This is a genomic window from Kitasatospora cineracea (genome assembly GCF_003751605.1).
Lineage (GTDB): Bacteria > Actinomycetota > Actinomycetes > Streptomycetales > Streptomycetaceae > Kitasatospora > Kitasatospora cineracea.
This window is the reverse complement of the sequence record NZ_RJVJ01000001.1, coordinates 534,830-558,686: the sequence shown is the minus strand read 5'-3', so window position 1 is coordinate 558,686 and position 23,857 is coordinate 534,830. Positions and strand designations below refer to the sequence as shown.

Here is a 23,857-nt window from a genome sequence, read left to right as displayed (position 1 = left end):
CTTGGGGACTTGGTTGTCGCCTTGAACGACGATGCTGGCAAGACTTGGTCCGGCGCGGTCGGCCTCGGCGTGTTCGAGGGGATGGTCTCCGCGGGGCGTGAGGCTGCTGGGATACTGCCCGCATGGTGAACCGCTTGGCCGATGCCACCTCCCCGTACCTGTTGCAGCACGCCGAGAACCCCGTCGACTGGTGGGAGTGGGGCCCCGAGGCGTTCGAGGAGGCGGAGCGGCGGGGGGTGCCGGTGCTGCTGTCGGTGGGGTACGCGGCCTGCCACTGGTGTCACGTGATGGCGCACGAGTCGTTCGAGGACGAGGCGACGGCGGGGTTCCTGAACGAGCGGTTCGTGGCGGTGAAGGTCGACCGGGAGGAGCGGCCGGACGTCGACGCGGTGTACATGGAGGCGGTGCAGGCGGCCACGGGGCAGGGCGGGTGGCCGATGACGGTGTTCCTGACGCCGGGGAAGGAGCCGTTCTACTTCGGGACGTACTTCCCGCCGGAGCCGCGGCACGGGATGCCCTCGTTCCGGCAGGTGCTGGAGGGGGTGGACAAGGCGTGGACGGGGCGGCGGGACGAGGTCGCCGCCGTGGCCGGGCGGATCGGGCGGGACCTGGCGGAGCGGGCCTCGGTGTACGCGGTGGGCAGCGGGGTGGCGGAGCTGCCGGGGGAGGGTGAACTGCACGGGGCGGTCGTGGAGTTGACGCGGTCGTTCGACGAGCGGCGGGGCGGGTTCGGCGGGGCGCCGAAGTTCCCGCCGTCGATGGTGCTGGAGTTCCTGCTGCGGCACCACGCGCGGACCGGGTCCGAGGCGGCGCTGCAGATGGTGGAGCGCACCTGCGAGGCGATGGCGCGCGGCGGGATCTACGACCAGTTGGGCGGCGGCTTCGCCCGGTACGCGGTGGACGCGACCTGGACGGTGCCGCACTTCGAGAAGATGCTCTACGACAACGCGCTGCTGCTGCGGGTGTACCTGCACCTGTGGCGGGCCACCGGCGAGGAGCGGGCGCGCCGGGTCGCGCTGGAGACCGCCGACTTCCTGCTGCGCGAACTGCGCACCCCCGAGGGCGGGTTCGCCTCCGCGCTGGACGCCGACTCGCTGGACGCGGCGAGCGGGAAGAACGCCGAGGGCGCGTACTACGCCTGGACGCCGGAGCAGCTGGAGCAGGTGCTCGGGGCGGCGGACGCGGCCCTCGCGGTGGAGCTGTTCGACGTCACCGGGACGTTCGAGCACGGCAGTTCGGTGCTGCAGCTGCTCAAGGACCCCGAGGACGAGGGGACGTACCGGGAGATCCGGGCGAAGCTGTTCGAGGCGCGGGCCGGGCGCCCGGCCCCCGCGCGGGACGACAAGGTGGTGGCGGCCTGGAACGGCCTGGCGATCGCCGCGCTCGCCGAGGCCGGCGCGCTGCTGGAGCGCCCCGACCTGGTCGAGGCCGCCGAACGCGCCGCCGACCTGCTGATCGCCGTCCACCTCACGCCCGAGGGGCGGCTGCTGCGCACCTCCCGGGACGGGCGGGCGGGCGCCAACGCGGGCGTGCTGGAGGACTACGCGGACACCGCCGAGGGCTTCCTCGCGCTGTACGCCGTCACCGGGGAGAGCTCCTGGCTGCAACTGGCCGGGGAGCTCCTCGACCTGGTGCTGCTGCACTTCACCGACGAGGCGTCCGGCGCGCTGTACGACACCGCCGACGACGCCGAGCAGCTGATCCGCCGCCCGCAGGACCCCACCGACAACGCCACCCCGTCCGGCTGGACCGCCGCCGCCGGCGCCCTGCTCACGTACGCCGCGTACACCGGCTCGGCGCGCCACCGCACCGCCGCCGAACGGGCGTTGGGCATCGTCTCCACCCTCGGCACCCGCGCCCCCCGGTTCACCGGCTGGGGCTTGGCCGTCGCCGAGGCGCTGCTCGACGGGCCCCGCGAGGTCGCCGTGGTCGGCCCGGCCGACGACCCGGACCGGGCCGCGCTGCACCTGGCCGCGCTGCGCTCCACCGCGCCCGGCGCGGCCGTCGCCGTCGGCGAACCCGGCGACACCGAGGTGCCGCTGCTCGCCGACCGACCGCTGCTGGACGGACGGCCCGCCGCGTACGTGTGCCGGCACTTCGCCTGCGAGCTCCCCACGGCGGACGCCGCCGAACTCGCCGCCCGCCTGCGGGGGCGGTAGCGGGCCGGAAACCGTTGGTCACGGACGACCGCCCCGGGGGAGGATGCGGCAATGGGCTGGACACTCACCACGTCACTGGACGCGTTCCGCACCGCAGCCGGGGCTTTCCTCGCGGCCGATCCCGTCGAGAACACCGTGCTGCTCACCGTCCTCGACCGCATCGACCGGGACGGGCCGCGGGCCTACGGCGAAACGCCGCCCGAGTACGGCTGGTGGCGCGAACCGGACGGCACCGTCACCGGCGCCACCCTGCGCACCCCGCCGTACGGGCAGCGCCTCGGCCGGATGGGCACCGCCGCCGCCGAGGAGCTCGCCCGGGCGCTCGCCGACCGGCCGCAGCGGCCCGAGGACGCGGGCGGCGGCCGGGAGACGGTGTTCGCCTTCGCCGCCGAATGGGCCCGGCGCACCGGCCTCGGCTGGGCCGTCGCCTCCGACGAACGGCTGTACCGGCTCGGCGAGTTGACCCCGCCGCCGGCCCCGCCCGCCGGTCGGCCCCGCCCCGCCGCACCCGCGGACCGGGACCTGGTCGCGCACTGGCTCGCCGCGTTCTGCACCGAGGCCGGGATCAGCGCCCCCGGCGACGTGCAGGCCGACGCCGACCAGCGGATCGCCGCCGGCACCCTGCTGCTCTGGGAGACCGGCGACGGCCGCACCACCGCCCTGGCCGGAGCGAGCCCGGCCGTCGCCGGCATGTCCCGGATCGGCCCCGTCTACACCCCGCCCGAGCACCGCGGCCACGGCTACGCGAGCGCCCTGACGGCGGCGGCCTCCGCCCGCGCGCGGGCCGGCGGCGCGGCCGAGGTGCTGCTCTACACCGACCTCGCCAACCCCACCAGCAACGCGATCTACCGGCGCATCGGCTACGTCCCGGTCGGCGACGCGGCGAACGTCGTCTTCCGCTGAACCGGAGGACCGCGGCGCGCTACTCCCAGTCCCAGCGCAGGCCGAGCAGGCAGGGCGGCAGGTCGGCGGCGACCAGGTGGGCGCAGTGGTGGCCGTCGAGGGTCAACTCCTCGGTCTCCAGCGGGGACTGGCCGGGGGTGCGCAGGGTGAAGCGGTCGCAGCGGACCGGGAGGGCGGCGGCGGAGAAGGTGACCTGCAGGACGTACTGGCCGGCGCCCGCGTTGAAGCCGCGGACGTACTCGTGGCTGGGCCCGGCCGACGGGGCCTCGTCGAAGCCGTAGCCGAGCAGGTGGGTGTCGCCGGTGCGCAGGCGGCGGTCGAGGAGGAGTTCGGCGACCAGCAGGTTGGCGGCGGGGTCGCGGCGGATCCGGCCGGGCCGGCAGTTCTCCTCGGCCCGGACCCGGACGCGTTCGATGTCGCAGCCCGGATCGCCCTGGTAGATGGCCAGGTAGCGGTCGATGCCGTCGCGGTGCGCGCGCAGCACGTGCTGGGAGTCGCGGCGCAGCAGCCGCCGGTCCGCGCCGACCCGGATCCGCTCGATGTGGGTGATGGTGTGCAGGCCGGTGTCGGGCGGTCCGGACAGGACGGCGAGCAGCCCGTCGACGGCCTCGGCGGGGCTGATCAGGTCCCGGTAGGGGCGGACCGCCGGCCCGGCCGGCGCGGGGTCGGGGACGCTGCGGCGGGGGCCGAGCAGCCGGGTCAGCGAGTGCTCGGGCAGGTCCAGCAGTTCCTCCAGCACCGCGACGGCGCGCAGCGACTCGGCCCGCTCGGGCCGCCGCAGCCCCTGCTGCCAGTAGCTGAGGCTGGTCACCCCGACCCGCACGCCGCGCTGCGCGAGCCGTTCGCGCAGCCGGTGCAGAGCCAGCCCGCGGGCGGCGATCGCGGCCCGCAGCGCGAGGTGGAACGGCCCGGTGCGCAGGGCGAGGGCCAGGTCGGACGGTGCGGTCGGCTGCTGCATGGCCACCTCCTCGATCGACCGTGAATATTCACACCTCGCGGCCGCCCTGTCATCGGACCGGACGATATCCGCGCTGCCCAGGTCCGCCGCGTTCACACCGCCGCCGACCCCGTTCACACCCCGGCCGCCGGGCGGGCCGCGGCCGTTGACCTGCGCCCCGGCCCGGCCGGATGCTCGTCCCGCGCCGTCCGGACGCCGCCCCCCACATCCACTCCTCGCCCCTGCCAGGAGGCCGAACCCCCATGCCACACCTCCCGATCCGGCTGCGCCGGACGGCCGCCGCACTCGCCCTGGGCGTCCTCGCCCCGGTGCTGGGCACGGCCGCCACCGCCACCCCCGCCCGGGCGGCCACCGCCCCCACGACGGCCGCCGCCCCCGCCGCGCCCCAGGCCCCGGCCCTGGCCGGCACCTCGCGCATCCTCAACCTCACCATGCAGGCCCAGCAGCAGACCAACTGGTGCTGGGCGGCCAGCGGCAACACCATCGCCACGTACTACGGCTACACCTACAGCCAGAACCAGTTCTGCAACCTCGCCTTCGGACGCTCCGTCAACTCCTCCTGCCCCAACAGCCAGGCCAGCCTGGCGGAGGTGCAGAACGCGCTGTACCGGATCGGCATCAGCACCGGCTCGTACGTCAACGGCTACCTGCGCTACGCCACCGTGCAGGGCGAGATCGACGCCGGCCGGCCCGTCGAGACCCGGATCCAGTGGAGCTCCGGCGGCGGCCACATGAACGTCCTCTACGGCTACGACACCGGCAGCAACTGGCTGTACTGGGGCGACCCGTGGCCGTCCGACTACCGCTACAACTGGGGCGACTACAACTACTACGTGAGCAACGGCTCCTTCTCCTGGACCCACTCCCTGTACCGGATCGGCGCGTGAGGAGCCCCGCCATGAACAGCCACCACCGCGTCCGCACCGCCCGCACCGCGACCGCCCTCACCGCCGTCGCGCTCGCCCTCGTCCTCGCGCCCGCGGCCCACGCCGCCGACGCCCCCGGGGCCCCCGCCGCACCCGGCGCCGGCGAACTCGCCGCCGCCCGCACCGCGACCCAACAGCCCGCCGTACTCGACAAGTTGGGGCACTTCTTCGCCCGCAAGGGCGTGCCGCCCACCCAGCAGCTCGGGATCAGCGCGGCCGACGAGGCCAAGGCCGCGACCGCCGCCGCACCCCGGCTCACCGGGGACACCGTGCCCGTCTACACCCTCTCCGCCGCCTTCGTCTCCGGCCGGGCCGGGGCCGAGGTCGCCGAGGCCGGGTTCACCGCGACGACCGCCGTCGCCGCGGACGGACAGCGCGCCTCGGTCTGGACCGCCCGGCAGAACGGGAGCTGGCGGGTCGTCAACATCGCCTCCGGCAGCGACGAGGCCGACTACGCCGCCAAGGCCGCGGCCGACGGCGGCACCGCCTTCCGCGAACCCCAGATCAACGCCTGGTACGAGCTCAAGGACGGCCGCGTCCTGCCGCTCGACGACGAGGCCCGCCGCTCGGTCGGCGCCCGCGGCAGCACCCTCGCCGCCTACCAGCGGCTGGTCCGGCAGCGCTACGGGGACAAGCTGCCCGGCTCCGCGTACGACGCCTCCGGCAAGGCCGGCGGCTTCACCGCGGAGAGCGCCGCACCGCAACCCGACCGGACGGCGCCGCTGCTCACCGCGGGCAGCGCGATCGGGCTGACCGCCCTGGTCGGCACGGCGCTGGGCCTGCGCCGCCGCAAGGCCCGCATCACGTACTGACGCGCACACCGAGCACCGGACCCGCACCAGGACGCCCGCCGTCGGAGACGGCGGGCGTCCGCCGTGCGCGGGGGCCTCGACCGGACAGGGCCTCGACCGGACAGGGCCTCGGCCGGGCCGGGCCTAGCGGGCGGTGCCGGCGAAGGTGCGGCGGTAGGCGAGGGGGGAGACGCCGATCGCGCTGTGCAGGTGCTGGCGCAGCGAGACGGGGTTGGCGAAGCCGACGCGGGTGGCGATCTGGTCGATGGTGAGGTCGGTGGCCTCCAGGAGGTGGCGGGCCAGGGCGATGCGCTGCTGGGTGAGCCAGCGGCCGGGGCTCTGGCCGGTCTCCTCCTGGAAGCGGCGGGCGAAGGTGCGGGTGCTCATGGCGGCGTGGGCGGCGAGTTCGGCGAGGGTGAGGGGCCGGTGGAGCCGGGTGAGCGCCCACTCGCGGGTGGGGGCGGTGCCGGTGCTGCCGGTGGTGGGGACGGGCCGCACGACGTACTGGGCCTGGCCGCCCTCGCGCCAGGGCGGGACGACGCAGATCCGGGCGGCCCGGTTGGCGGCGGCGGTGCCGTGGTCGCTGCGCAGGACGTGCAGGAAGAGGTCGATGCCGGAGGCGGCGCCCGCCGAGGTGAGGACGTCGCCGTCGTCGACGAACAGCACGTCGGGGTCGAGCCGGACGTGCGGGAAGAGCGCGCGGAAGCGGTCGGCGAGGGCCCAGTGGGTGGTGGCGGGGCGGCCGTCGAGGAGTCCGGCGGCGGCGAGGACGAAGGCGCCGGTGCAGATGGAGATCAGCCGGGTGCCGGGCCGGACCAGGGCGAGCGCGGCGGCGGTCGCCGGGTCGAGCACGGCGGTCTCGGGGACGGGTGCGAACGGCGGGATCACCACGGTGTCGGCCTCGGCGAGGACCTCGGGCCCGTGGTCGGGGGCGACGGTGAAGTCGGCGTCGGCACGGACCGGCCGGCCGTCGACGGTGCAGGTGGACAGCCGGTAGAGGCCGTCGGTGCTGCCGAACACCCGCTTGGGGATGCCCAGTTCGAACGGGTACACGCCGTCCAGGGCGAGCACGGCGACCCGGTGCGGCGGCGGAGCGGGGGCGGTGGCCATGGCGGACCTCCTGGCAGGATTCCATCGAACGGTGACCATCTTGCCACTCACGTCCGGCCGCCCGCCGCCGCGAGGCTGGAGCACATGACGACGGACGAGACGAACACCAAGACGGACACCAAGGCGAGCACGAACACGAGCACGGGCGCGGACGCGGACACGATGCGCGCGGTCAGCCAGGACGTCCTCGGCGGCCCCGAGGTGCTGCGGGTGGTGGAGCGCCCCCGCCCGCGGCCGGGGGCGAGCGAGGTGCTGGTGCGGGTCCGGGCGGCGGGCCTGAACCCGACCGACTGGAAGCACCGGGCGGCCGGGATCTTCCTCGGCGAGCCGCCGTTCGTGCTCGGCTGGGACGTGGCGGGCACGGTCGAGGCGGTCGGCCTCGGCGTCACGCTGTTCGCGCCGGGCGACGAGGTGTTCGGCATGCTGCCCTACCCGCACGGGGTCGGCGCGCACGCCGAGTACGTGACCGGCCCGGCCCGGGCCTTCGTCCGCCGCCCCGCCCCGGTGGACGTGGTGCAGGCGGGCGCGCTGCCGCTGGCCGCGCTGACGGCCTGGCAGGCGCTGGTGGACACCGCGCAGGTCCGGGCCGGGGACCGGGTGCTGGTGCACGCCGCGGCCGGCGGGGTCGGACACCTGGCGGTGCAGATCGCCAAGTCCCGCGGCGCGCACGTGATCGGCACCGCCAGCGCGGGCAAGCACGACTTCCTGCGCCGGATCGGGGTGGACGAGCCGGTCGACTACCGGGCGGTCGACTTCGCCGAGGCGGTGCGCGACGTCGACGTCGTGCTCGACACCATCGGCGGCGACTACCAGCTGCGCTCGCTGCGCACGCTGCGCCGGGGCGGCCTGCTGGTGTCGATCCTGCCCGTCCCGGCCGAGGGCCTGGCCGAGGAGGCGGCCCGGCTCGGGGTGCGGACCGCGCTGCTGCTGGTGGAGGCCGACCACGCGGGCATGACCGCCGTCGCCGACCTCGCCGAACGCGGCCTGCTGCGGGCCGAGATCGCCGGGACGTTCCCGCTCGCCGAGGCCGCGAAGGCGCACGAGCTGGGCGACGGCGGGCGGGTCGCGGGCAAGCTGGTGCTGCTGCCGACGGACTGAGCCCGGCCCCGGCTCCGGTCAGCGGGTGCCGAGTTCCTGGAGGTGCCGCAGGGCCTGGTCGAGCAGGTCGGCGAGGTCGTCCCGGCCCCCGCGGTCGGCCCAGTACAGGGAGGTCTCGGTGAGCGCGGCGGAGATCGCGGCGGCGGTGACCCGCAGTTCGAGGGGGGAGGCGTCCGGGGCGGCCCGTTCGGTGAGCAGGTCCAGCAGCGTGCCGCGCGGCCGGCCGGAGCCCTCCAGCATCCGGACCCGGACGGACGGGACGGAGGCGGCCAGCCGCATCCGCTCGTACAGCTCGGTGCGCTCGTGCTCGGCGGGCATCCGCCGGACCAGCCCGACCAGCACCTCGCGGGCCGAGGTCAGGAAGGGCTCGCCCGCCGGCCGGGCCCGGATCGCGTCGGCCACCAGCGGGTCGTACTCGTCGGTGAGCAGCAGGTCCTCCTTCACCGGGAAGTACCGGAAGAAGGTGGACGGGGAGACCTCCGCCGCGGCCGCGATCTGGTCGACGGTGGTGGCCTCCCAGCCCTGTTCGGCGAAGAGCCGCAGCGCCTCCCGGCGCAGCGCCTGACGGGTCTTCAGCTTCTTGCGCTCGCGCAGCGACAGCGAGGCCTCGACGAGTTCCTCCGGCGAACCGGGCGCGCCGGGGGAGGAGTCGGACGGTCGGGGCCGGGCGCTGCGCGGGGCGGTCATGCCGGTGATTCTCCGCGATCGCCCGCCGCCGCGGCCACCGGCCGCACCGGCCCGCCCGGCACCGCACCGCCCGCCCGGCACCGCACCACCGGACACCCGACCGCCCGGCTCCGGGAGGGCGGCACGGGCACGGCGGAGCCGCCATCGGAGAGTTTCTCTCACATGGGGGTAACTCTCAAAAGATGGTCACCGTCAAGCGAAGAGCGGTCTGCAGGATTCCCACCTCTGGAATTGATGCGTTGTTGATCCCCGTTCGCCCTCGGAGCGTGCTGAACATGTCACTGTAGGTGGGGAGTTCTCTGACGGAGGGTCAGAAGACCTGTCGGCCGGCGGGAGGTTTGCCGATGGAGTACGGTGCGGCGCGGTTCTGGAGCGGCGTGGTCGGTGTGCTGGCCGCGCTGGCCGTCATAGCCGGGTACCTGGCGGGCGGTGCCCGCGTGGTCTGGGGCGTCTCCGCGGTGGAGGTGCTGGCGGTGATGGCCTGGGTCGGGTACCGCTTCCGCGGCCGGGCCCACCAGCGGGCGGCAGGCGAAGGGCCCGACGCGGCGCACTGCGAGCGCTGCCGTCGGGCCCGGGAGCGGCTGGAGGCCAAGGCCCAGCCGGTTCGCTACTGAGGAGTCGGTCGGAGGGGGTTCAGGAGGCGACGGTGTACGCCACCAGCGAGACCCCCACGTACTGCACGATGAACGCGCCCAGGGTGAAGGCGTGGAACACCTCGTGGAAGCCGAACCAGCGCGGTGACGGGTTCGGCCGCTTGAGGCCGTAGACCACGCCGCCGACGGTGTAGAGCGCGCCGCCGACGATGATCAGCGTCAGCACGGCCGCGCCGCCCTTGTGCAGGAAGTCCGGCAGGAAGAACACCGCCGCCCAGCCGAGGGCCAGGTAGCACGGGGTGTACAACCAGCGCGGCGCGCCGACCCAGAACACCCGGAACGCGATCCCGGCCAGCGCCCCGCCCCACACCAGCCACAGCAGCACCTGCTGCCGCGCGCCGTCCAGCAGCAGCATGGTGAACGGGGTGTACGTCCCGGCGATGATCAGGAAGATGTTGGCGTGGTCGAGCCGGCGCAGCACCGCCTCGCCGCGCGGCCCCCAGGTGAAGCGGTGGTAGACCGCGCTCACCCCGAACAGCATCCAGGCGCTCACCGAGTAGACGACGCAGGCGACCCGCGCCGCCGTCGAGTCGGCCAGGCAGATCAACACGATTCCGGCGGCCAGCGCGGCCGGGAACATCCCGGCATGCAGCCAGCCGCGCCACTTGGGCTTCACGAGCTCCAGTGCTTCCGCGGTCATGGACAGCATCTTACGGAACCGTAGGTTACTGGCGCGTAATGAAGTGGCGATCCTCACTCTTGTACGTTCTGGAGCAATAGGGGTGAGTGATCAAGGTCTCCCTCGGGCATCCGAGGGGTGGCCCCGAGCCCTCGAATCAGACAGTACGTAGTAAAAATCTCGTCAATGACGCCAATTCGACGAAGAAGGGGGCTCCTCCCGGGGCTACCGTGTAACCACCCTCAACCCCCGCGAAGCCGTCTCCTGGCCGAGATGGTGTGAAACGGAGCGATCGTGCCGCCTCAGATCTCTGCGCTCGCCGAGTCCGCGCCCACCCGCCACCAGCGCCTGGTGGACTGGGTGAACGAGATTGCCGACCTCACCCAGCCGGACCGCGTCGTGTGGTGCGACGGCTCGGAGGAGGAGTACCACCGCCTCGCCGGGCAGCTCGTCGCCCAAGGCACCTTCACCAAGCTCGACGAGACCAAGCGCCCGAACTCCTACTACGCGGCCTCCGACCCGTCCGACGTCGCCCGCGTCGAGGACCGCACCTTCATCTGCTCCGAGCAGGAGAAGGACGCCGGCCCGACCAACCACTGGAAGGCCCCCGCCGAGATGCGGGCCGTCTTCAGCGGCGAGGACGGCCTGTTCCGCGGCGCGATGCGCGGCCGGACCATGTACGTGGTGCCGTTCTCGATGGGCCCGGTCGGCTCCCCGCTGGCCGCGTACGGCGTCGAGATCACCGACTCCGCGTACGTCGCCGTCTCGATGCGCGTGATGACCCGGATGGGGCAGGCCGTGCTCGACCAGCTCGGCGAGGACGGCGAGTTCGTCAAGGCCGTGCACACGGTGGGCGCCCCGCTCGCCGAGGGCGAGGCCGACGTGCCGTGGCCGTGCAACAGCACCAAGTACATCTCGCACTTCCCGGAGACCCGGGAGATCTGGTCCTACGGCTCCGGCTACGGCGGCAACGCGCTGCTCGGCAAGAAGTGCTACGCGCTGCGGATCGCCTCCACCATGGCCCGCGACGAGGGCTGGCTGGCCGAGCACATGCTGATCCTCAAGCTCACCCCGCCGTCCGGTGAGGTGAAGTACGTCGCCGCCGCGTTCCCGTCCGCCTGCGGCAAGACCAACCTCGCCATGCTCCAGCCGACCGTCCCGGGCTGGAAGGTCGAGACCATCGGCGACGACATCGCCTGGATGCGGTTCGGCGCCGACGGCCGGCTCTACGCGATCAACCCGGAGGCGGGCTTCTTCGGCGTCGCCCCCGGCACCGGCGAGGACACCAACGCCAACGCCATCAAGACCCTCTGGGGCAACACCGTCTTCACCAACGTCGCGCTCACCGACGACGGCGACGTGTGGTGGGAGGGCCTCACCGAGGAGCCGCCCGCGCACCTCACCGACTGGCGCGGCAACGACTGGACGCCCGCGTCCGGCACCCCCGCCGCCCACCCCAACGCGCGGTTCGCCGTCCCCGCCGCGCAGTGCCCGACCATCGCCCCCGAGTGGGAGGACCAGGCCGGCGTCCCGATCTCGGCCATCCTGTTCGGCGGCCGCCGGGCCACCGCCGTCCCGCTGGTCACCGAGTCCTTCGACTGGCAGCACGGCGTCTTCCTCGGCGCCAACATCGCCTCCGAGAAGACCGCCGCCGCCGAGGGCACCGTCGGCGAGCTGCGCCGCGACCCGTTCGCCATGCTGCCGTTCTGCGGCTACAACATGGGCGACTACTTCGCGCACTGGCTCAAGGTCGGCGCCGAGGCGGACGCCGCGAAGCTGCCGAAGATCTACTACGTCAACTGGTTCCGGAAGAACGCCGACGGCCAGTTCGTCTGGCCCGGCTACGGCGAGAACAGCCGCGTCCTGAAGTGGATCGTCGAGCGCCTGGAGGGCACCGCGGCGGGCGTCGAGACCCCGATCGGCGTGCTCCCCGAGGTCGACGGCTTCGACCTGGACGGGCTGGAGCTCTCCGACGCCGACCGCGAGCTGCTGTTCACGGTCGACAAGGAGATCTGGAAGCAGGAGGCCGCGCTGGTCCCGGCCCACCTGGAGCTGTTCGGCGACCACACGCCGAGCGAGCTGTGGGACGAGTACCGGGCGCTGGTCAAGCGCCTGGGCGACTGACCCGGCAGGTGGCGAAACGTTCGCCCCGCGTCCCGGAAGGGGCGCGGGGCGTCGTCGTTGCCGCGGCCGCTACGGCTGCGCGTAGCCGGACAGGAAGTCGCCGATCCGGGTGACCGCGTCCGTGATGTCCTCCGGGCGCGGGAGGGTGACCAGGCGGAAGTGGTCCGGGTCGGGCCAGTTGAAGCCGGTGCCCTGGACGATCAGGATCCGCTGGGAGCGCAGCAGGTCCAGCACCATCTGCGCGTCGTCCTTGATCTTGTAGACCTGCGGGTCGAGCCGTGGGAAGGCGTACAGCGCGCCCTTCGGCTTCACGCAGGAGACGCCGGGGATCTCGTTCAGCAGCTTGTACGCCGCGTCCCGGGAGGCGAGCAGCCGGCCGCCGGGCAGGATCAGGTCGCGGATCGACTGCCGGCCGCCGAGCGCGGCGGCGACCGCGTGCTGGGCGGGCATGTTGGCGCACAGCCGCATCGAGGCCAGCACGTTGAGGCCCTCGATGTAGGAGCGGGCCCGGTGCCGGTCGCCGGAGAGCACCATCCAGCCGGAGCGGAACCCCGCCACCCGGTAGGACTTGGACATGCCGTTGAAGGTGACGCAGAACAGGTCGGGCGCCAGGGTGGCCAGCGGGGTGTGCTCGACGCCGTCGTACAGGATCTTGTCGTAGATCTCGTCCGCGTAGACCACCAGCTTGTGCCGGCGGGCGAGTTCGGCGATCCCCTCCAGCAGCTCGCGCGGGTAGACCGCACCGGTCGGGTTGTTCGGGTTGATCACCACGATCGCCCGGGTGCGGTCGGTGACCTTCGCGGCGATGTCGGCCAGGTCCGGGTACCACTCGGCCTGCTCGTCGCAGCGGTAGTGCACGGCGGTGCCGCCGGCCAGCGAGACCGAGGCCGTCCACAGCGGGTAGTCGGGGGCCGGGACGAGCACCTCGTCGCCGTCGTCGAGCAGCGCGGTCATCGCGAGCTGGATCAACTCGGAGACGCCGTTGCCCAGGTAGACGTCCTCGACCGACAGGCCGTGCAGCCCGCGCTCCTCGTAGTGCATCACCACGGCCCGCCGGGCCGACAGCAGGCCCTTCGAATCGCCGTACCCGTGCGCCGAGTTGAGGTTGCGGAGGATGTCCTGGAGGATCTCGGGCGGCGCCTCGAAGCCGAACGCGGCGGGGTTGCCGGTGTTGAGCTTCAGGATGCGGTGGCCCTGCTCCTCCAGCCGCATCGCCTCGTCGAGCACCGGGCCGCGGATGTCGTAGCAGACGTTGGCGAGCTTGCTGGACTGGATGACCTGCATACCCGCCTACTTTACGGGCGCGCCACACCGATCACCGAGTGCTGTTCGCCACCTGGACACGGACGGGCGAACCGCCCCGCGGGGGTAGGGTCGCGGCGGACCGTCAGGGGAGGGGCCGGATGACCGGGGCAGTGGTCGGAGCCGTACTGGGACTCTTCGCGGGCGCACTGCTGCGCCCCGCGGTGGCGCGCTACGCGGTGCCGCCCGGCGAGCCGTGGGGCAGCTGCCTGCCCACCCCGCTCGGCCGGTGCGTCCGGCACGGCGAACGGACCGGGCCCCCGCCGCTGGCCGTCGAGGCGGTCGCCGCCGCGCTCGGCGCGGCCCTGGGCGGCTGGGCGCCGGGCCGCTGGCTGCCGCTGCTGGTGTGGCTGGCGCTGTTCGGCACCGTGCTGGGCTTCGTGGACGCCGCGGTCAAGCGGCTGCCCGACGCGCTCACCCTGCCGCTGTTCCTCGGCACCGCCGTGCTCGTCCCGCTCACCGACCACCGCCCGGCGGTCTGGCTGCGCTGCGCGCTGGCCGCGGGCGTCCTCGGACTGCTGTTCCTGCTGCTGGCGCTGCTCGCCCCGATGGGCCTGGGCGACACCAAGCTGGCCCCGTCGCTGGGCGCCGCCCTGGCGCTCGGCGGCTGGCGCGCGGTGTACGGGGGCCTCTTCTACATGTGGCTGGTCGCCGGGCTCTGGGCGGTGGCGCTGCTGGTGCTGCGCCGCGCGGGCCGCCGCACCGAACTGGCCTTCGGCCCGGCGATGCTGCTCGGCACCCTGGCGGCACTGCTGGCGGCCGCCCACCGCTGACCGGCCGGGGCTCGAACGGCCGGAGCCGGAACGGACCGGGGCTCGAACGGCCGGGGCCGGAACGGACCGGGACATGGGCGGGGCCCGTCGTACCCCAGCGGTACGACGGGCCCCTGTGAGTCCACCTGCCCCACCCTCGAGGAGCGGCGCACCGGTCTCCGGGTGCTACTGCATGTTGTGGGCGAAGGCGCCGACGTTGTTGGAGAAGTCGTTGCCGTTGTTGGCGTCCCAGTTGGTCGACCAGGTCATCGCGCCGCGGATGGTCGGCCACTTGGCCGGCGGGACGAAGCTGCCGCAGTGGTTGCCGGTGGCCAGGCAGTCCAGCGCGTTGTTCACCACGGTGGAGTTGACGTAGCCGCCGCCCGCCGCCTTGGTGGAGGCCGGGACGCCGATGCCGACCTGGTCCGGACGCAGGCCGCCCTGGATGTGGGTGCAGACCTGCGCGGTGATGAAGTCGATGGTGCCCTGGGTGTACACCTTGCCGTCGCAGCCGTTCATGCCGCCCGAGTTGTAGAACTGGGTGTTGACGACGGTCAGGATGTCCTTGGTGTTCAGCGCGAGCTGGAAGTACGCACCGGCGGTGGAGTACATGCCGATGGTCTCGGGCGCCATGGTCAGGATGAAGTTGGGGCCGACCTTGGACTGCAGGGTGTGCAGCGCCTGCGACATGTAGGTCGGGTCGACGCCGTTCTCCAGGTCGACGTCGATGCCGTCGAAGCCGTACTGCTGGATCAGGCCGTACGCCGAGTTGGCGAAGTTGGCGGCCGCGGTGGCGTTGCCGACCGAGATGGCGCCGTTCTGGCCGCCGATGGAGAGGACGACCTTCTTGCCGGCCGCGTGCTTGGCGGCGATGTCGGCCTTGAACTGGGCGTCGGTGTAGCCGCCGAGCTTGGTGGCCAGCGCCGGGTCCAGGGTGAAGGAGATGCCGCCCTGGGTGGTGGTCGCGTCGGCGAAGGAGACCGCGATGATGTCGTACGCGGACTGCACGTCGGAGAGCTTCTGCACGGTCGAGCCGTTGTCGAAGTTCTGCCAGTAGCCGGTCAGCACGTGCTTCGGCAGGCTGCTGTTCGACGGCGGGTTGCTGGTGCTCGACGAGGCGGACGGCGACGGCGAGGAGGACGCCGAGGCCGACGGGGAGGAGCTCTTGGTCGGGGAGGCCGACGCGGACGGCGACGCGCTCCTGGTCGGCGAGGCGGAGGCCGACGGCGAGGCCGAGGTGGCGGAGGCCGACGGGGTCGGGGAGGCGGTGCCGCCCGGGCCGATCAGCTGGACGTCGTCCGCGTAGTAGGTGGGCTGGCCGTACCAGCCGTGCAGGTAGAGCGTGACGCTGGTGGTGTTGGCGCCGGTGGTGAAGGTGGTGTTCAGCTGGTTCCAGGCGCTCTGCGCCGACCAGGTGGACGGGTCGGTGCCGCCGGTGCCGCGGGCGCCCAGGTAGACGTACTGGCCCTGGACCCAGCCGTTCAGCGTGTAGGCCGTGTTGGGGAGCACCGAGACGGTCTGGGTGCACTCCGCGGTGTCGCCGGCGCCGGGGGTGGCGGCCAGCGCGCCGGTGCCCGAGTGCACCGGGGTGGAGACCGCGGTGGCGGTGCCGGCGCAGGTCCAGCCGGCCAGGCCGGAGTCGAAGCCGCCGTTGGCGACCAGGTTGCCGACCGCGGCGTTCGCGCCGCCGGCCGACAGGGCCAGGCCGGTGCCGGCCAGGGCCAGCGCGGTCGCGGTGGCGAGCACCGCCGGGATCTTGTTGCGGCGCCGGTGGGACGGCTGCTGCAGGGTACGGGCCATGGCAGGCTCCAGTGCAGGGGAGTGGGGGTGTGGGGAGGCACGCTGGGAAGGCCGGAGGAGAGCCGCCGCGGTGGGGGTCGCGGCGGCTCCGCTGTGGGGGAGGGTCCGATGTGGTGCTGACCACACGCTGGACTAGACCAATGGCAAGCGTCAAGACCCGGAATCCGGTTTAGGGGGTGTTTAAGGATTCGGAGACCGTTCCGTAGCCGTCCCCGTGCGCGCACTGTGACAAGACCGGTACCTGCGGTTTTGCCGTGCGCAAACCCGGGCGGAGTAGGCTGCCGCAGGGATTTCGCACCCGGAGCAATCAGCACGGAGGGGCCGTTCACGATGGGTCTGCGCGATGTGGTGGAACGCACGCCGGGGCTGCGCAGCCTGCTGGACCGGGCCTACCGGCTGTACGGCCGCCGGGTCGAGGTGCACCTGGCCAACACCCCGCACCACATCGGCGTGATCCTGGACGGCAACCGCCGCTGGGCCAAGGCCACCGGCGGCAGCACCGCCTACGGCCACCAGCGCGGCGCCGACAAGATCAGCGAGTTCCTGGGCTGGTGCGCGGAGACCGAGGTCCGGGTGGTCACCCTCTGGATGCTCTCCACCGACAACCTGGCCCGCCCCGCCGAGGAGCTCGTCCCGCTGCTGGGCATCATCGAGGACACCGTGCAGGGCCTGGTCGAGGCCGGCCGCTGGAAGGTCCACCCGGTGGGCGCGCTCGACCTGCTGCCCGCCCGCACCGCCGAGGTGCTCAAGCAGGCCGCCCAGGACACCGAGCACGTCGACGGGCTGACCGTCAACGTGGCGATCGGCTACGGCGGCCGCCAGGAGATCGCCGACGCCGTCCGCTCGCTGCTCCAGGAGCACGCCGGGCGCGGCACCTCGATCGAGGAGCTGGCCGAGATCCTCGACGTCGAGCACATCGCCGAGCACCTCTACACCAAGGGCCAGCCCGACCCGGACCTGGTGATCCGCACCTCCGGCGAGCAGCGGTTGTCCGGTTTCCTGCTCTGGCAGTCCGCGCACAGCGAGTTCTACTTCTGCGAGGCGTACTGGCCGGCCTTCCGGAAGGTCGACTTCCTGCGGGCGCTGCGCGACTACCAGTTGCGCAACCGGCGGATGGGGCGCTGACCCCGGGTCAGGCTCCACTACCCGTGGGACGGGTGGGAAAACGTTCACCTGCTGTGATCCCGCCATTCGCTCCGGCGCGAATGCGGTGCCCCTCGCCTGGGAATACTCCCCTCAGACCGTCCCCCCGGCCAGCGGGGCCGCGGGGACCGGTGGGCCGCGGGTGACGTCGGGTCACCCGCTCTGGAGGGCTAGTGGTCAGTTCCAAGAGCCGCCGGACACCTGACCGGCGCACGTACGTCCTCGACACCAGCGTGCTCCTGGCCGACCCCCTCGCGATGACGCGGTTCGAGGAGCACGAGGTGGTCCTCCCGGTCGTCGTGGTGACGGAGCTGGAGGGCAAACGGCACCACCCGGAGCTGGGCTACTTCGCCCGCCAGGCGCTGCGGATGCTGGACGACTACCGGGTCCGGCACGGGCGGTTGGACGAACCGATCCCGGTCGGCGAGCTCGGCGGCACCATCCGGGTCGAACTGAACCACTCGGACACCTCGATCCTCCCGGCCGGCTACCGGGTCGGCGGCGGCGAGGCCGACACCCGGATCCTCGCGGTCGCCCGCAACCTGCAGGCCGAGGGCTACGACGTCACCGTCGTCTCCAAGGACCTGCCGCTGCGGATCAAGGCCAGCTCGGTCGGCCTGCTGGCCGAGGAGTACCGGGCCGAGCTGGCGATCACCTCCGGCTGGACGGGCATGACCGAACTGCACGTCCCCGCCGACCAGGTGGACCAGCTGTTCGCCGGGCAGGAGCACGCGCTGGAGGTCGAGGGCGCGGAGCAACTCCCGGTCCACACCGGCCTGGTGCTGCACTCCGAGCGCGGCCGGGCACTCGGCCGGGTGGCCCCCGACGGCCGGGTGCAGCTGGTGCGCGGCGACCGCGAGGCGTTCGGCCTGCGCGGCCGCAGCGCCGAGCAGCGGATCGCCCTCGACCTGCTGCTCGACCCGGAGATCGGGATCATCTCGATGGGCGGCCGGGCCGGCACCGGCAAGTCCGCGCTCGCCCTGTGCGCCGGGCTCGAAGCGGTCCTGGAGCGCCGCCAGCACCGCAAGGTGATGGTGTTCCGCCCGCTGTACGCGGTCGGCGGCCAGGAACTCGGCTACCTGCCCGGCAGCGAGGCCGAGAAGATGGGCCCCTGGGCGCAGGCGGTCTTCGACACCCTCTCCGCCGTCACCACGCCGGACGTGATCGAGGAGGTCATCTCCCGCGGGATGCTGGAGGTCCTGCCGCTCACCCACATCCGGGGCCGCTCGCTGCACGACGCCTTCGTGATCGTCGACGAGGCGCAGTCGCTGGAGCGCAACGTGCTGCTCACGGTGCTCTCCCGGATCGGCCAGAACTCCCGGGTGGTGCTCACCCACGACGTCGCCCAGCGGGACAACCTGCGGGTCGGCCGGTACGACGGGGTGGTCGCGGTGGTCGAGAAGCTGAAGGGCCACCCGCTGTTCGCCCACATCACGCTCACGCGTTCGGAGCGCTCGCCGATCGCCGCACTGGTGACCGAGATGCTGGAGGACATCCAGCCGTAGCCATAACCGGACACAACGGGGCAAAGGGGTCTGGCGCATAGCGTCAGGCCCCTTCGCTGTCAGTCGAACTGACGTCCCCTCGGCGGCCCCGCCGCCAAAGCCGCAGGTGGAAAAGTTTGTGAGATCCGCCACGGCCAAGGGAATTGCGTAGACACGCCCGCGTGCGGCATGGTGTGGGTTCTGTCAGGCCCCGCGTACGGCAAAAGCACGTCCGACGACCCCGGTCGGCGGACGGACAATTGAACACCGCAAGGCCGTACGCCGCTCGATCCAACCGAACTCCCGGGCTCCGTCCGGAGGTGCGGCCGAGCCCGTGCCTCCCGTGACCAGCGTTCGACGGAGGCCAGTGCCAGGGGCAGATACGCGCCCGTGCGGTCACAGGACGGGCGACGCTGGAAGGAAACCATGTGACTCGGATCTCGGTCCGGGGAGTCGCTGTCGCCTCCGCCACCGCGGTGACCGCCGTCGGTGCCGTCGTGGGTGCGGCCTCTGGCAGTGAGGGCAAGACCGTCCAGACGGTCGACGTCGCGAGCGCCACCCTGCTCGCCGACGCGCCCACCGGTGCACAGGCCCAGAACGTCAGCGACGGCATCAGCCGCCAGGCGAACGCCCAGCAGGTCTCCGCCGACACGGCCGCCAAGAAGGCCGCCGCCGAGGCCGCCCGGCAGAAGGCCGCGGTCGACGCCCAGGCGAAGGCCGACGCGGACAAGGCCGCCAAGGAGGCCGAGGCCAAGCGCGCCAAGGAGGAGGCCAACCGCGCCGCCGCCCGCAGCGTGCTCGCCACCGTCAGCCCCGGCTCGGTCCAGGACATGGCGCTGCAGATCGTCGGCGACCCCACCCAGTTCCAGTGCTTCAGCCAGATCGTGAAGCGCGAGAGCGGCTGGAACTACACCGCCACCAACGCCTCCTCCGGTGCCTACGGCCTGGTCCAGGCGCTGCCGGGCTCCAAGATGGCCTCGGCCGGCGCGGACTGGCGGACCAACCCCGAGACCCAGATCAAGTGGGGCCTCAACTACATGAACAGCCGCTACGGCAGCCCCTGCGGCGCCTGGTCGTTCTGGCAGGCCCACAGCTGGTACTAGACCGGCCCCGCACGTGACGGAGGGCCCCGGCGCGTCCCGCGAGGACGCGCCGGGGCCCTCCGCGCTGCTGCCGCGGGACAGCCGCCACGGCGCGGGCCGCCCCGCCCGGGCGACGCTGACCAGTGCGCCGCGGGCGGTGACGGCTCGGTGCGGACGCGGGGAAGCGGAGCGGGTCCTGGTTTCTCTCCGCTCCCGGCCGGTCCGCCGGCAGAAGGTCCGTTCGGTACTTCTCCCGTTCCCCGGACCCGCCGGTCAAAACGTCCCCAAAGCCAGCGATTTGCCCGATTCCACCCGCAGCCGCCCGAGATACCCCCGAGACCGGGCCCCCCGGCGCCGGGTAGCGTTCCTCACCGACGACCGCGCGACCCGCGGCCGAGAGGAACCGACACGGGGGAGACCGGGCAGTGACGGAAGAAGAGCCGGGCGGCGGCCGCTGGCGCGGCATCGCCAAGATCGGAGCGGTCGCCGCCGGACTGTTCGCGGCCGCCGAACGCCGCCGCCGCGCGGCCATCTCCGCCGAGGCGCACGTCCTCGCCACCGAACAGGCCGTCGAACTCGCCGCCGAACGGGCCGCCCTGCGCACCGCCGAGCAGACGGCCCGTCAACTCGCCGGCCACGGCGCACCGGCCGACCCCGAAGGAGCGGTCGTGCGCACCGACGACACCGTCCCCGCCCCGCGCACCGCGCCGCCCGCCGAAGCCCCGGCCGCCGAACACCCGCTCGGCACCGCCCCGCTCGGCCGGCCGGCCAACCCGGTGGACGCGGTGCCCTGGTCGCTGCGGGTCGCCGCCGAGTCCACCTGGCGGCTGCTGCTGCTCGGCGTCGCCCTCTACGTGGTCCTCCGGGTCGTCGACACCCTCAAGCTCGTCGCCTTCGCCGCGGTCGCCGCCCTGCTCATCTCCGCGCTGCTCGAACCCACCGTCTCCTGGCTGCGCCGGTACGGCGTCCCCCGCTCGGTGGCCGCCGCCATCACCTTCCTGGCCGGCCTGGCCAGCATCGGCCTGGTCGGCTGGTTCGTGTTCTGGCAGGTCTCCAGCAACCTCGACCCGGTCACCATCCAGGTCCAGAACGGCGTCCGGCAGCTGCGCGACTGGCTGCTGACCGGCCCGTTCCACCTCACCCCGGACCAGCTCAACAACGTCACCAACCAGATCACCACCGCCATCGGCAAGAACTCCGAGCAGCTCACCTCGGCCGGCTTCACCGGCGTCACCATCGCCGTCGAACTGCTCACCGGCGTGGTGCTCACCGCCTTCACCACCTTCTTCCTGCTCTACGACGGCGCCCGGATCTGGAGCTGGGTGCTGCGCGGACTGCCCCGGCACTCCCGCTACGCGCTGGCCGGCGCCGGCCCCAAGGCCTGGGCCACCCTCACCGCGTACGTCCGCGGCACCGTCACCGTCGCCTTCATCGACGCGCTCTGCATCGGCATCGGGCTCTTCATGCTCGGCGTGCCGATGGCCATCCCGCTCGCGGTGATCATCTTCCTGGGCGCGTTCGTCCCGCTGGTCGGCGCGCTGGTCACCGGCACCATCGCGGTGCTGATCGCGGTGGTCACGGTCGGCCCGGCGAAGGCGCTGATCGCGCTGGCCATCCTGATCGGCGTCCAGCAGCTGGAGGGCCACATCCTCCAGCCGCTCATCCTCGGCCGCGCCGTCCGGGTCCACCCGCTCGCCGTGGTCCTCGGCGTCGCCGCCGGCTCCATCCTCGGCGGCATCCCCGGCGCGATCGTCGCCGTCCCGCTGATCGCCGTCACCAACACCGTCACCGGCCACCTCCGCCAGCGCAACGCCGCAGGCCAGGAGGTCTTCCAGGCCATCGAAGCCGCCCGGAAGCAGTGAAGCCCGCGCGCCCCGCCAGGGGCGCGCGGGGAACTGCGCGGGCAACCCCGGTGACGCAGAAGGTCCGCCCGAGGGGGAGAACCCCCTCCTCGGGCGGACCTTTCGCGCAGCAGGCTCAGCGGAGCAGCTGCGCCTCCGCGTCCAGCACCGCGGCGACGGCCTGGACGGTGGCGGCGACCTTGATCGCGGCCTGGATCACCTCGCGGTCGACCCCGGCCTTGCGCAGCACGCCCTCGTGCGAGTCGAGGCACTGGCCGCAGCCGTTGATCGCCGAGACGGCGAAGGACCACAGCTCGAAGTCGACCTTGTCGACGCCCGGGCTGCCGATGATGTTCATCCGCAGGCCGGCCCGCATCGTCCCGTACTCCTTGTCGGAGAGCAGGTGCAGCGTCCGGTAGTAGACGTTGTTCATCGCCATGATCGCGGCCGCGCCCTTGGCGGCCTCGTAGGCCTCGGGCTTCAGGACGGCCTTGGCCTCGGGCTCCAGCTCGCGCAGCACGCTCGCCGAGCCGGTGGCCATCGCGCAGGCCAGCACGGTGCCCCAGAGCTGCTGCTCGGGCAGGTCGGAGTTGCCGATCACGGAGCCGAGGTTGAGCTTGAGGTCCTTGGCGTAGTCCGGCAGGGCGGCCTTGAGTTCGTCGAGCGCCATCGGGGTCAGCCGGCCAGCAGGGACTGGGCGTCGAGGGTGTCCTCGCCCTTGGTCCAGTTGCACGGGCACAGCTCGTCGGTCTGCAGGGCGTCGAGGACCCGCAGCACCTCCTTGGGGTTACGGCCGACGGAGCCGGCGGTCACCATGACGAACTGGATCTCGTTGTTCGGGTCGACGATGAACACCGCGCGCTGGGCGGTGCCGTCCGCGCCCTCGACGCCGCAGGCGCGCATCAGGTCGTGCTTGATGTCGGCGAGCATCGGGAAGGGCAGGTCGCGCAGGTCCTTGTGGTCCTTGCGCCAGGCGTGGTGCACGTACTCGGAGTCGCCGGAGACGCCGAGGATCTGGGCGTCGCGGTCGGCGAACTCCTCGTTCAGCTTGCCGAACGCGGCGATCTCGGTCGGGCAGACGAAGGTGAAGTCCATCGGCCAGAAGAAGACGACGCGCCACTTGCCCTCGTAGGACTTGTGGTTGATCTCGGCGAAGGCGCCGGCAGCGTCGAGGTCCACGCAGGCGTTGAGTTCGTACTCGGGGAACTTGTCGCCGATCGTCAGCACGTCGCTTCTCCAGGGTTTGGGACGAGGGATGTCCGGATTGCGGACACTCCCCAGCCTTGCACAGAGCAACTGATCAGTGAAATCGGTTCTGGCGCGCAGCGCGATAGGCAAGTCCGATCAGTGCGGCAGACTGGAGGGGAGCACCCCCGTCGGCCGGCAGGAAGCACCCCCCAGTGAAGCCCAGCGCCCCCCGCACCCCCACCGTCTCCCAGCTGCGGGCCTTCGCCGCGGTCGCCGAGCACCGGCACTTCCGGGAGGCCGCGTCCGCGATCGGCACCAGCCAGTCCGCGCTGTCCGGCGCGGTCGCCGCACTCGAGGAGTCGCTCGGCGCCCAGCTGGTCGAACGGACCACCCGGCGGGTCGTGATCACCCCGCTCGGGGAGCGGATCGCCGCGCACTCCCGCCGGGTGCTGGCCGCACTGCACGCGCTCACCGAGGAGGCCGAGGCCGCCCGCCGCCCGTTCACCGGGCCGCTGCACCTCGGGGTGATCCCGACCGTCGCACCGTACCTGCTGCCCGCCGTGCTGCGCCTGGTCCGGGACGCCTACCCCGACCTCGAACTGCACGTCCACGAGGAGCGCACCCCCTCGCTGCTCGGCGGCCTGGCCGACGGGCGGCTCGACCTGCTGCTGCTCGCCCTGCCCGCCGGCGGGAGCCTGCCGGTGGCCGAGATCCCGCTGTTCGACGAGGACTTCGTGCTGATCGTGCCGCCCGAGCACGAACTCGCCGGCCGCGCCGACGTCCCCCGGGACGCCCTGCTCGACCTCGACGTGCTGCTGCTCGAGGAGGGCCACTGCCTGCGCGACCAGGCGCTCGACATCTGCCGCGAGGTCGGCGCCGACCCGGCCGGCGGCAGCACCCGGGCCGCCGGGCTCTCCACCCTGGTCCAACTGGTCGCCGGCGGACTCGGCGTCACCCTGCTCCCCGCCACCGCGCTCGACGTCGAGACCGGACGCACCGACCGGCTCGCCGCCGTCCGCTTCGCCCACCCCGCCCCCGGCCGCCGGATCGGCCTCGCCCACCGCCCCGGCTCCGCCCGCACCACCGAGTACGGCCGCTTCGCGGCGGCGCTCCGGGAGGCCCTGCGCGGCCTCCCGATCCGGCCCGCCTCCTGACGGCACCCCACCCGGTTTCACCCGGACGGGCGACCCGCCTTCCGGGCAGCGGAGTTGACGGAGCGTCCGTTCACCTCCCGGCC

General features: G+C 73.1%; 21 protein-coding genes. 13 read left to right on the top strand and 8 right to left on the bottom strand.

The features are described from left to right. Nucleotides 1–122 precede the first annotated feature (122 nt). Entirely contained in the window at nt 123–2,159 is a 2,037-nt protein-coding gene (locus tag EDD39_RS02460) for a thioredoxin domain-containing protein (RefSeq protein ID WP_123553157.1), read from the top strand. 51 nt (nt 2,160–2,210) lie between these two features. Then, nucleotides 2,211–3,062 carry a GNAT family N-acetyltransferase gene (locus EDD39_RS02455; RefSeq protein WP_123553156.1) on the top strand — a complete coding sequence of 284 codons (852 nt, stop codon included), beginning with the start codon at nt 2,211–2,213 and terminating at the stop codon, nt 3,060–3,062. Between the two features lie 19 nt (nt 3,063–3,081). Here EDD39_RS02455 and EDD39_RS02450 read toward each other — a convergent pair whose 3' ends face one another. Then, nucleotides 3,082–4,020 (bottom strand): hypothetical protein, encoded by a 939-nt coding sequence (locus EDD39_RS02450; RefSeq protein ID WP_123553155.1) that lies wholly within the window; start codon nt 4,018–4,020, stop codon nt 3,082–3,084. Between the two features lie 242 nt (nt 4,021–4,262). Here EDD39_RS02450 and EDD39_RS02445 point away from each other — a divergent pair, with 242 nt between their 5' ends. Both EDD39_RS02445 and EDD39_RS02440 read left to right on the top strand, forming a co-directional pair. Next, complete coding sequence (locus EDD39_RS02445) at nt 4,263–4,907, top strand: papain-like cysteine protease family protein (RefSeq protein ID WP_123553154.1); 645 nt, start codon at nt 4,263–4,265, stop codon at nt 4,905–4,907. 11 nt (nt 4,908–4,918) lie between these two features. Next, nucleotides 4,919–5,758 (top strand): hypothetical protein, encoded by an 840-nt coding sequence (locus EDD39_RS02440; protein WP_123553153.1) that lies wholly within the window; start codon nt 4,919–4,921, stop codon nt 5,756–5,758. A 123-nt stretch (nt 5,759–5,881) separates the two neighbouring features. Here the strand turns inward: EDD39_RS02440 and EDD39_RS02435 are convergent, their stop codons facing one another. Next, entirely contained in the window at nt 5,882–6,847 is a 966-nt protein-coding gene (locus tag EDD39_RS02435) for a GlxA family transcriptional regulator (RefSeq protein ID WP_123553152.1), read from the bottom strand. Nucleotides 6,848–7,009: 162 nt separating this feature from the next. On the opposite strand from EDD39_RS02435, the gene EDD39_RS02430 reads away from it, so the two are divergent. Next, nucleotides 7,010–7,945 (top strand): NADP-dependent oxidoreductase, encoded by a 936-nt coding sequence (locus EDD39_RS02430; protein ID WP_123553151.1) that lies wholly within the window; start codon nt 7,010–7,012, stop codon nt 7,943–7,945. 18 nt (nt 7,946–7,963) lie between these two features. Here EDD39_RS02430 and EDD39_RS02425 read toward each other — a convergent pair whose 3' ends face one another. Beyond that, nucleotides 7,964–8,632, bottom strand: a complete 669-nt coding sequence (locus EDD39_RS02425; protein WP_123553150.1) for a TetR family transcriptional regulator — start codon at nt 8,630–8,632, stop codon at nt 7,964–7,966. Nucleotides 8,633–8,976: 344 nt separating this feature from the next. On the opposite strand from EDD39_RS02425, the gene EDD39_RS02420 reads away from it, so the two are divergent. Continuing rightward, a complete protein-coding gene (locus tag EDD39_RS02420) occupies nt 8,977–9,246 on the top strand; it encodes a hypothetical protein (protein ID WP_123553149.1) in 270 nt (89 codons plus the stop codon). A 19-nt stretch (nt 9,247–9,265) separates the two neighbouring features. Here EDD39_RS02420 and trhA read toward each other — a convergent pair whose 3' ends face one another. Further along, complete coding sequence (trhA, locus tag EDD39_RS02415; RefSeq protein ID WP_123553148.1) at nt 9,266–9,934, bottom strand: PAQR family membrane homeostasis protein TrhA; 669 nt, start codon at nt 9,932–9,934, stop codon at nt 9,266–9,268. Nucleotides 9,935–10,198: 264 nt separating this feature from the next. On the opposite strand from trhA, the gene EDD39_RS02410 reads away from it, so the two are divergent. Beyond that, complete coding sequence (locus EDD39_RS02410) at nt 10,199–12,028, top strand: phosphoenolpyruvate carboxykinase (GTP) (protein WP_208765444.1); 1,830 nt, start codon at nt 10,199–10,201, stop codon at nt 12,026–12,028. A gap of 69 nt (nt 12,029–12,097) precedes the next feature. Here the strand turns inward: EDD39_RS02410 and EDD39_RS02405 are convergent, their stop codons facing one another. After that, nucleotides 12,098–13,312, bottom strand: a complete 1,215-nt coding sequence (locus EDD39_RS02405; RefSeq protein WP_030460567.1) for a pyridoxal phosphate-dependent aminotransferase — start codon at nt 13,310–13,312, stop codon at nt 12,098–12,100. 119 nt (nt 13,313–13,431) lie between these two features. On the opposite strand from EDD39_RS02405, the gene EDD39_RS02400 reads away from it, so the two are divergent. After that, the gene (locus EDD39_RS02400; protein ID WP_123553147.1) at nt 13,432–14,103 is read left to right on the top strand and encodes a prepilin peptidase; all 672 of its coding nucleotides are present in this window, start codon (nt 13,432–13,434) and stop codon (nt 14,101–14,103) included. A gap of 165 nt (nt 14,104–14,268) precedes the next feature. Here EDD39_RS02400 and EDD39_RS02395 read toward each other — a convergent pair whose 3' ends face one another. Further along, nucleotides 14,269–15,882, bottom strand: a complete 1,614-nt coding sequence (locus EDD39_RS02395) for a chitinase (protein ID WP_123553146.1) — start codon at nt 15,880–15,882, stop codon at nt 14,269–14,271. A gap of 330 nt (nt 15,883–16,212) precedes the next feature. Between EDD39_RS02395 and EDD39_RS02390 the strand changes: the two genes are divergently transcribed. From EDD39_RS02390 to EDD39_RS02375, 4 genes are all read left to right on the top strand, one after another. Then, nucleotides 16,213–17,007: an isoprenyl transferase gene (locus tag EDD39_RS02390; protein ID WP_123553145.1), complete on the top strand. Its 795-nt coding sequence runs from the start codon at nt 16,213–16,215 to the stop codon at nt 17,005–17,007. A gap of 191 nt (nt 17,008–17,198) precedes the next feature. Next, the gene (gene phoH2, locus EDD39_RS02385) at nt 17,199–18,530 is read left to right on the top strand and encodes an RNA 5'-3' helicase PhoH2 (protein WP_123553144.1); all 1,332 of its coding nucleotides are present in this window, start codon (nt 17,199–17,201) and stop codon (nt 18,528–18,530) included. Nucleotides 18,531–18,937: 407 nt separating this feature from the next. After that, nucleotides 18,938–19,612: an aggregation-promoting factor C-terminal-like domain-containing protein gene (locus EDD39_RS02380; protein WP_030460562.1), complete on the top strand. Its 675-nt coding sequence runs from the start codon at nt 18,938–18,940 to the stop codon at nt 19,610–19,612. Nucleotides 19,613–20,016: 404 nt separating this feature from the next. Next, nucleotides 20,017–21,453 carry an AI-2E family transporter gene (locus EDD39_RS02375; protein WP_123553143.1) on the top strand — a complete coding sequence of 479 codons (1,437 nt, stop codon included), beginning with the start codon at nt 20,017–20,019 and terminating at the stop codon, nt 21,451–21,453. Between the two features lie 115 nt (nt 21,454–21,568). Here EDD39_RS02375 and EDD39_RS02370 read toward each other — a convergent pair whose 3' ends face one another. Both EDD39_RS02370 and EDD39_RS02365 read right to left on the bottom strand, forming a co-directional pair. Further along, nucleotides 21,569–22,102, bottom strand: coding sequence for an alkyl hydroperoxide reductase (locus EDD39_RS02370; RefSeq protein WP_123553142.1), 534 nt, complete (start codon nt 22,100–22,102; stop codon nt 21,569–21,571). 5 nt (nt 22,103–22,107) lie between these two features. Next, nucleotides 22,108–22,659, bottom strand: a complete 552-nt coding sequence (locus tag EDD39_RS02365) for a peroxiredoxin (RefSeq protein ID WP_123553141.1) — start codon at nt 22,657–22,659, stop codon at nt 22,108–22,110. Between the two features lie 173 nt (nt 22,660–22,832). Here EDD39_RS02365 and EDD39_RS02360 point away from each other — a divergent pair, with 173 nt between their 5' ends. Further along, on the top strand, nt 22,833–23,774 hold the full coding sequence (locus EDD39_RS02360) for a LysR substrate-binding domain-containing protein (protein WP_123553140.1): 942 nt from the start codon (nt 22,833–22,835) through the stop codon (nt 23,772–23,774). Nucleotides 23,775–23,857 lie beyond the last annotated feature (83 nt).

Bases quoted from the DNA above. Each gene is read 5' to 3' on its own strand.
- EDD39_RS02460 (WP_123553157.1), top strand. From the start codon at position 123: ATGGTGAACCGCTTGGCCGATGCCACCTCCCCGTACCTGTTGCAGCAC.
- EDD39_RS02455 (WP_123553156.1), top strand. From the start codon at position 2,211: ATGGGCTGGACACTCACCACGTCACTGGACGCGTTCCGCACCGCAGCC.
- EDD39_RS02450 (WP_123553155.1), bottom strand. From the start codon at position 4,020: ATGCAGCAGCCGACCGCACCGTCCGACCTGGCCCTCGCCCTGCGCACC.
- EDD39_RS02445 (WP_123553154.1), top strand. From the start codon at position 4,263: ATGCCACACCTCCCGATCCGGCTGCGCCGGACGGCCGCCGCACTCGCC.
- EDD39_RS02440 (WP_123553153.1), top strand. From the start codon at position 4,919: ATGAACAGCCACCACCGCGTCCGCACCGCCCGCACCGCGACCGCCCTC.
- EDD39_RS02435 (WP_123553152.1), bottom strand. From the start codon at position 6,847: ATGGCCACCGCCCCCGCTCCGCCGCCGCACCGGGTCGCCGTGCTCGCC.
- EDD39_RS02430 (WP_123553151.1), top strand. From the start codon at position 7,010: ATGCGCGCGGTCAGCCAGGACGTCCTCGGCGGCCCCGAGGTGCTGCGG.
- EDD39_RS02425 (WP_123553150.1), bottom strand. From the start codon at position 8,632: ATGACCGCCCCGCGCAGCGCCCGGCCCCGACCGTCCGACTCCTCCCCC.
- EDD39_RS02420 (WP_123553149.1), top strand. From the start codon at position 8,977: ATGGAGTACGGTGCGGCGCGGTTCTGGAGCGGCGTGGTCGGTGTGCTG.
- trhA (WP_123553148.1), bottom strand. From the start codon at position 9,934: ATGCTGTCCATGACCGCGGAAGCACTGGAGCTCGTGAAGCCCAAGTGG.
- EDD39_RS02405 (WP_030460567.1), bottom strand. From the start codon at position 13,312: ATGCAGGTCATCCAGTCCAGCAAGCTCGCCAACGTCTGCTACGACATC.
- EDD39_RS02400 (WP_123553147.1), top strand. From the start codon at position 13,432: ATGACCGGGGCAGTGGTCGGAGCCGTACTGGGACTCTTCGCGGGCGCA.
- EDD39_RS02395 (WP_123553146.1), bottom strand. From the start codon at position 15,882: ATGGCCCGTACCCTGCAGCAGCCGTCCCACCGGCGCCGCAACAAGATC.
- EDD39_RS02390 (WP_123553145.1), top strand. From the start codon at position 16,213: ATGGGTCTGCGCGATGTGGTGGAACGCACGCCGGGGCTGCGCAGCCTG.
- EDD39_RS02370 (WP_123553142.1), bottom strand. From the start codon at position 22,102: ATGGCGCTCGACGAACTCAAGGCCGCCCTGCCGGACTACGCCAAGGAC.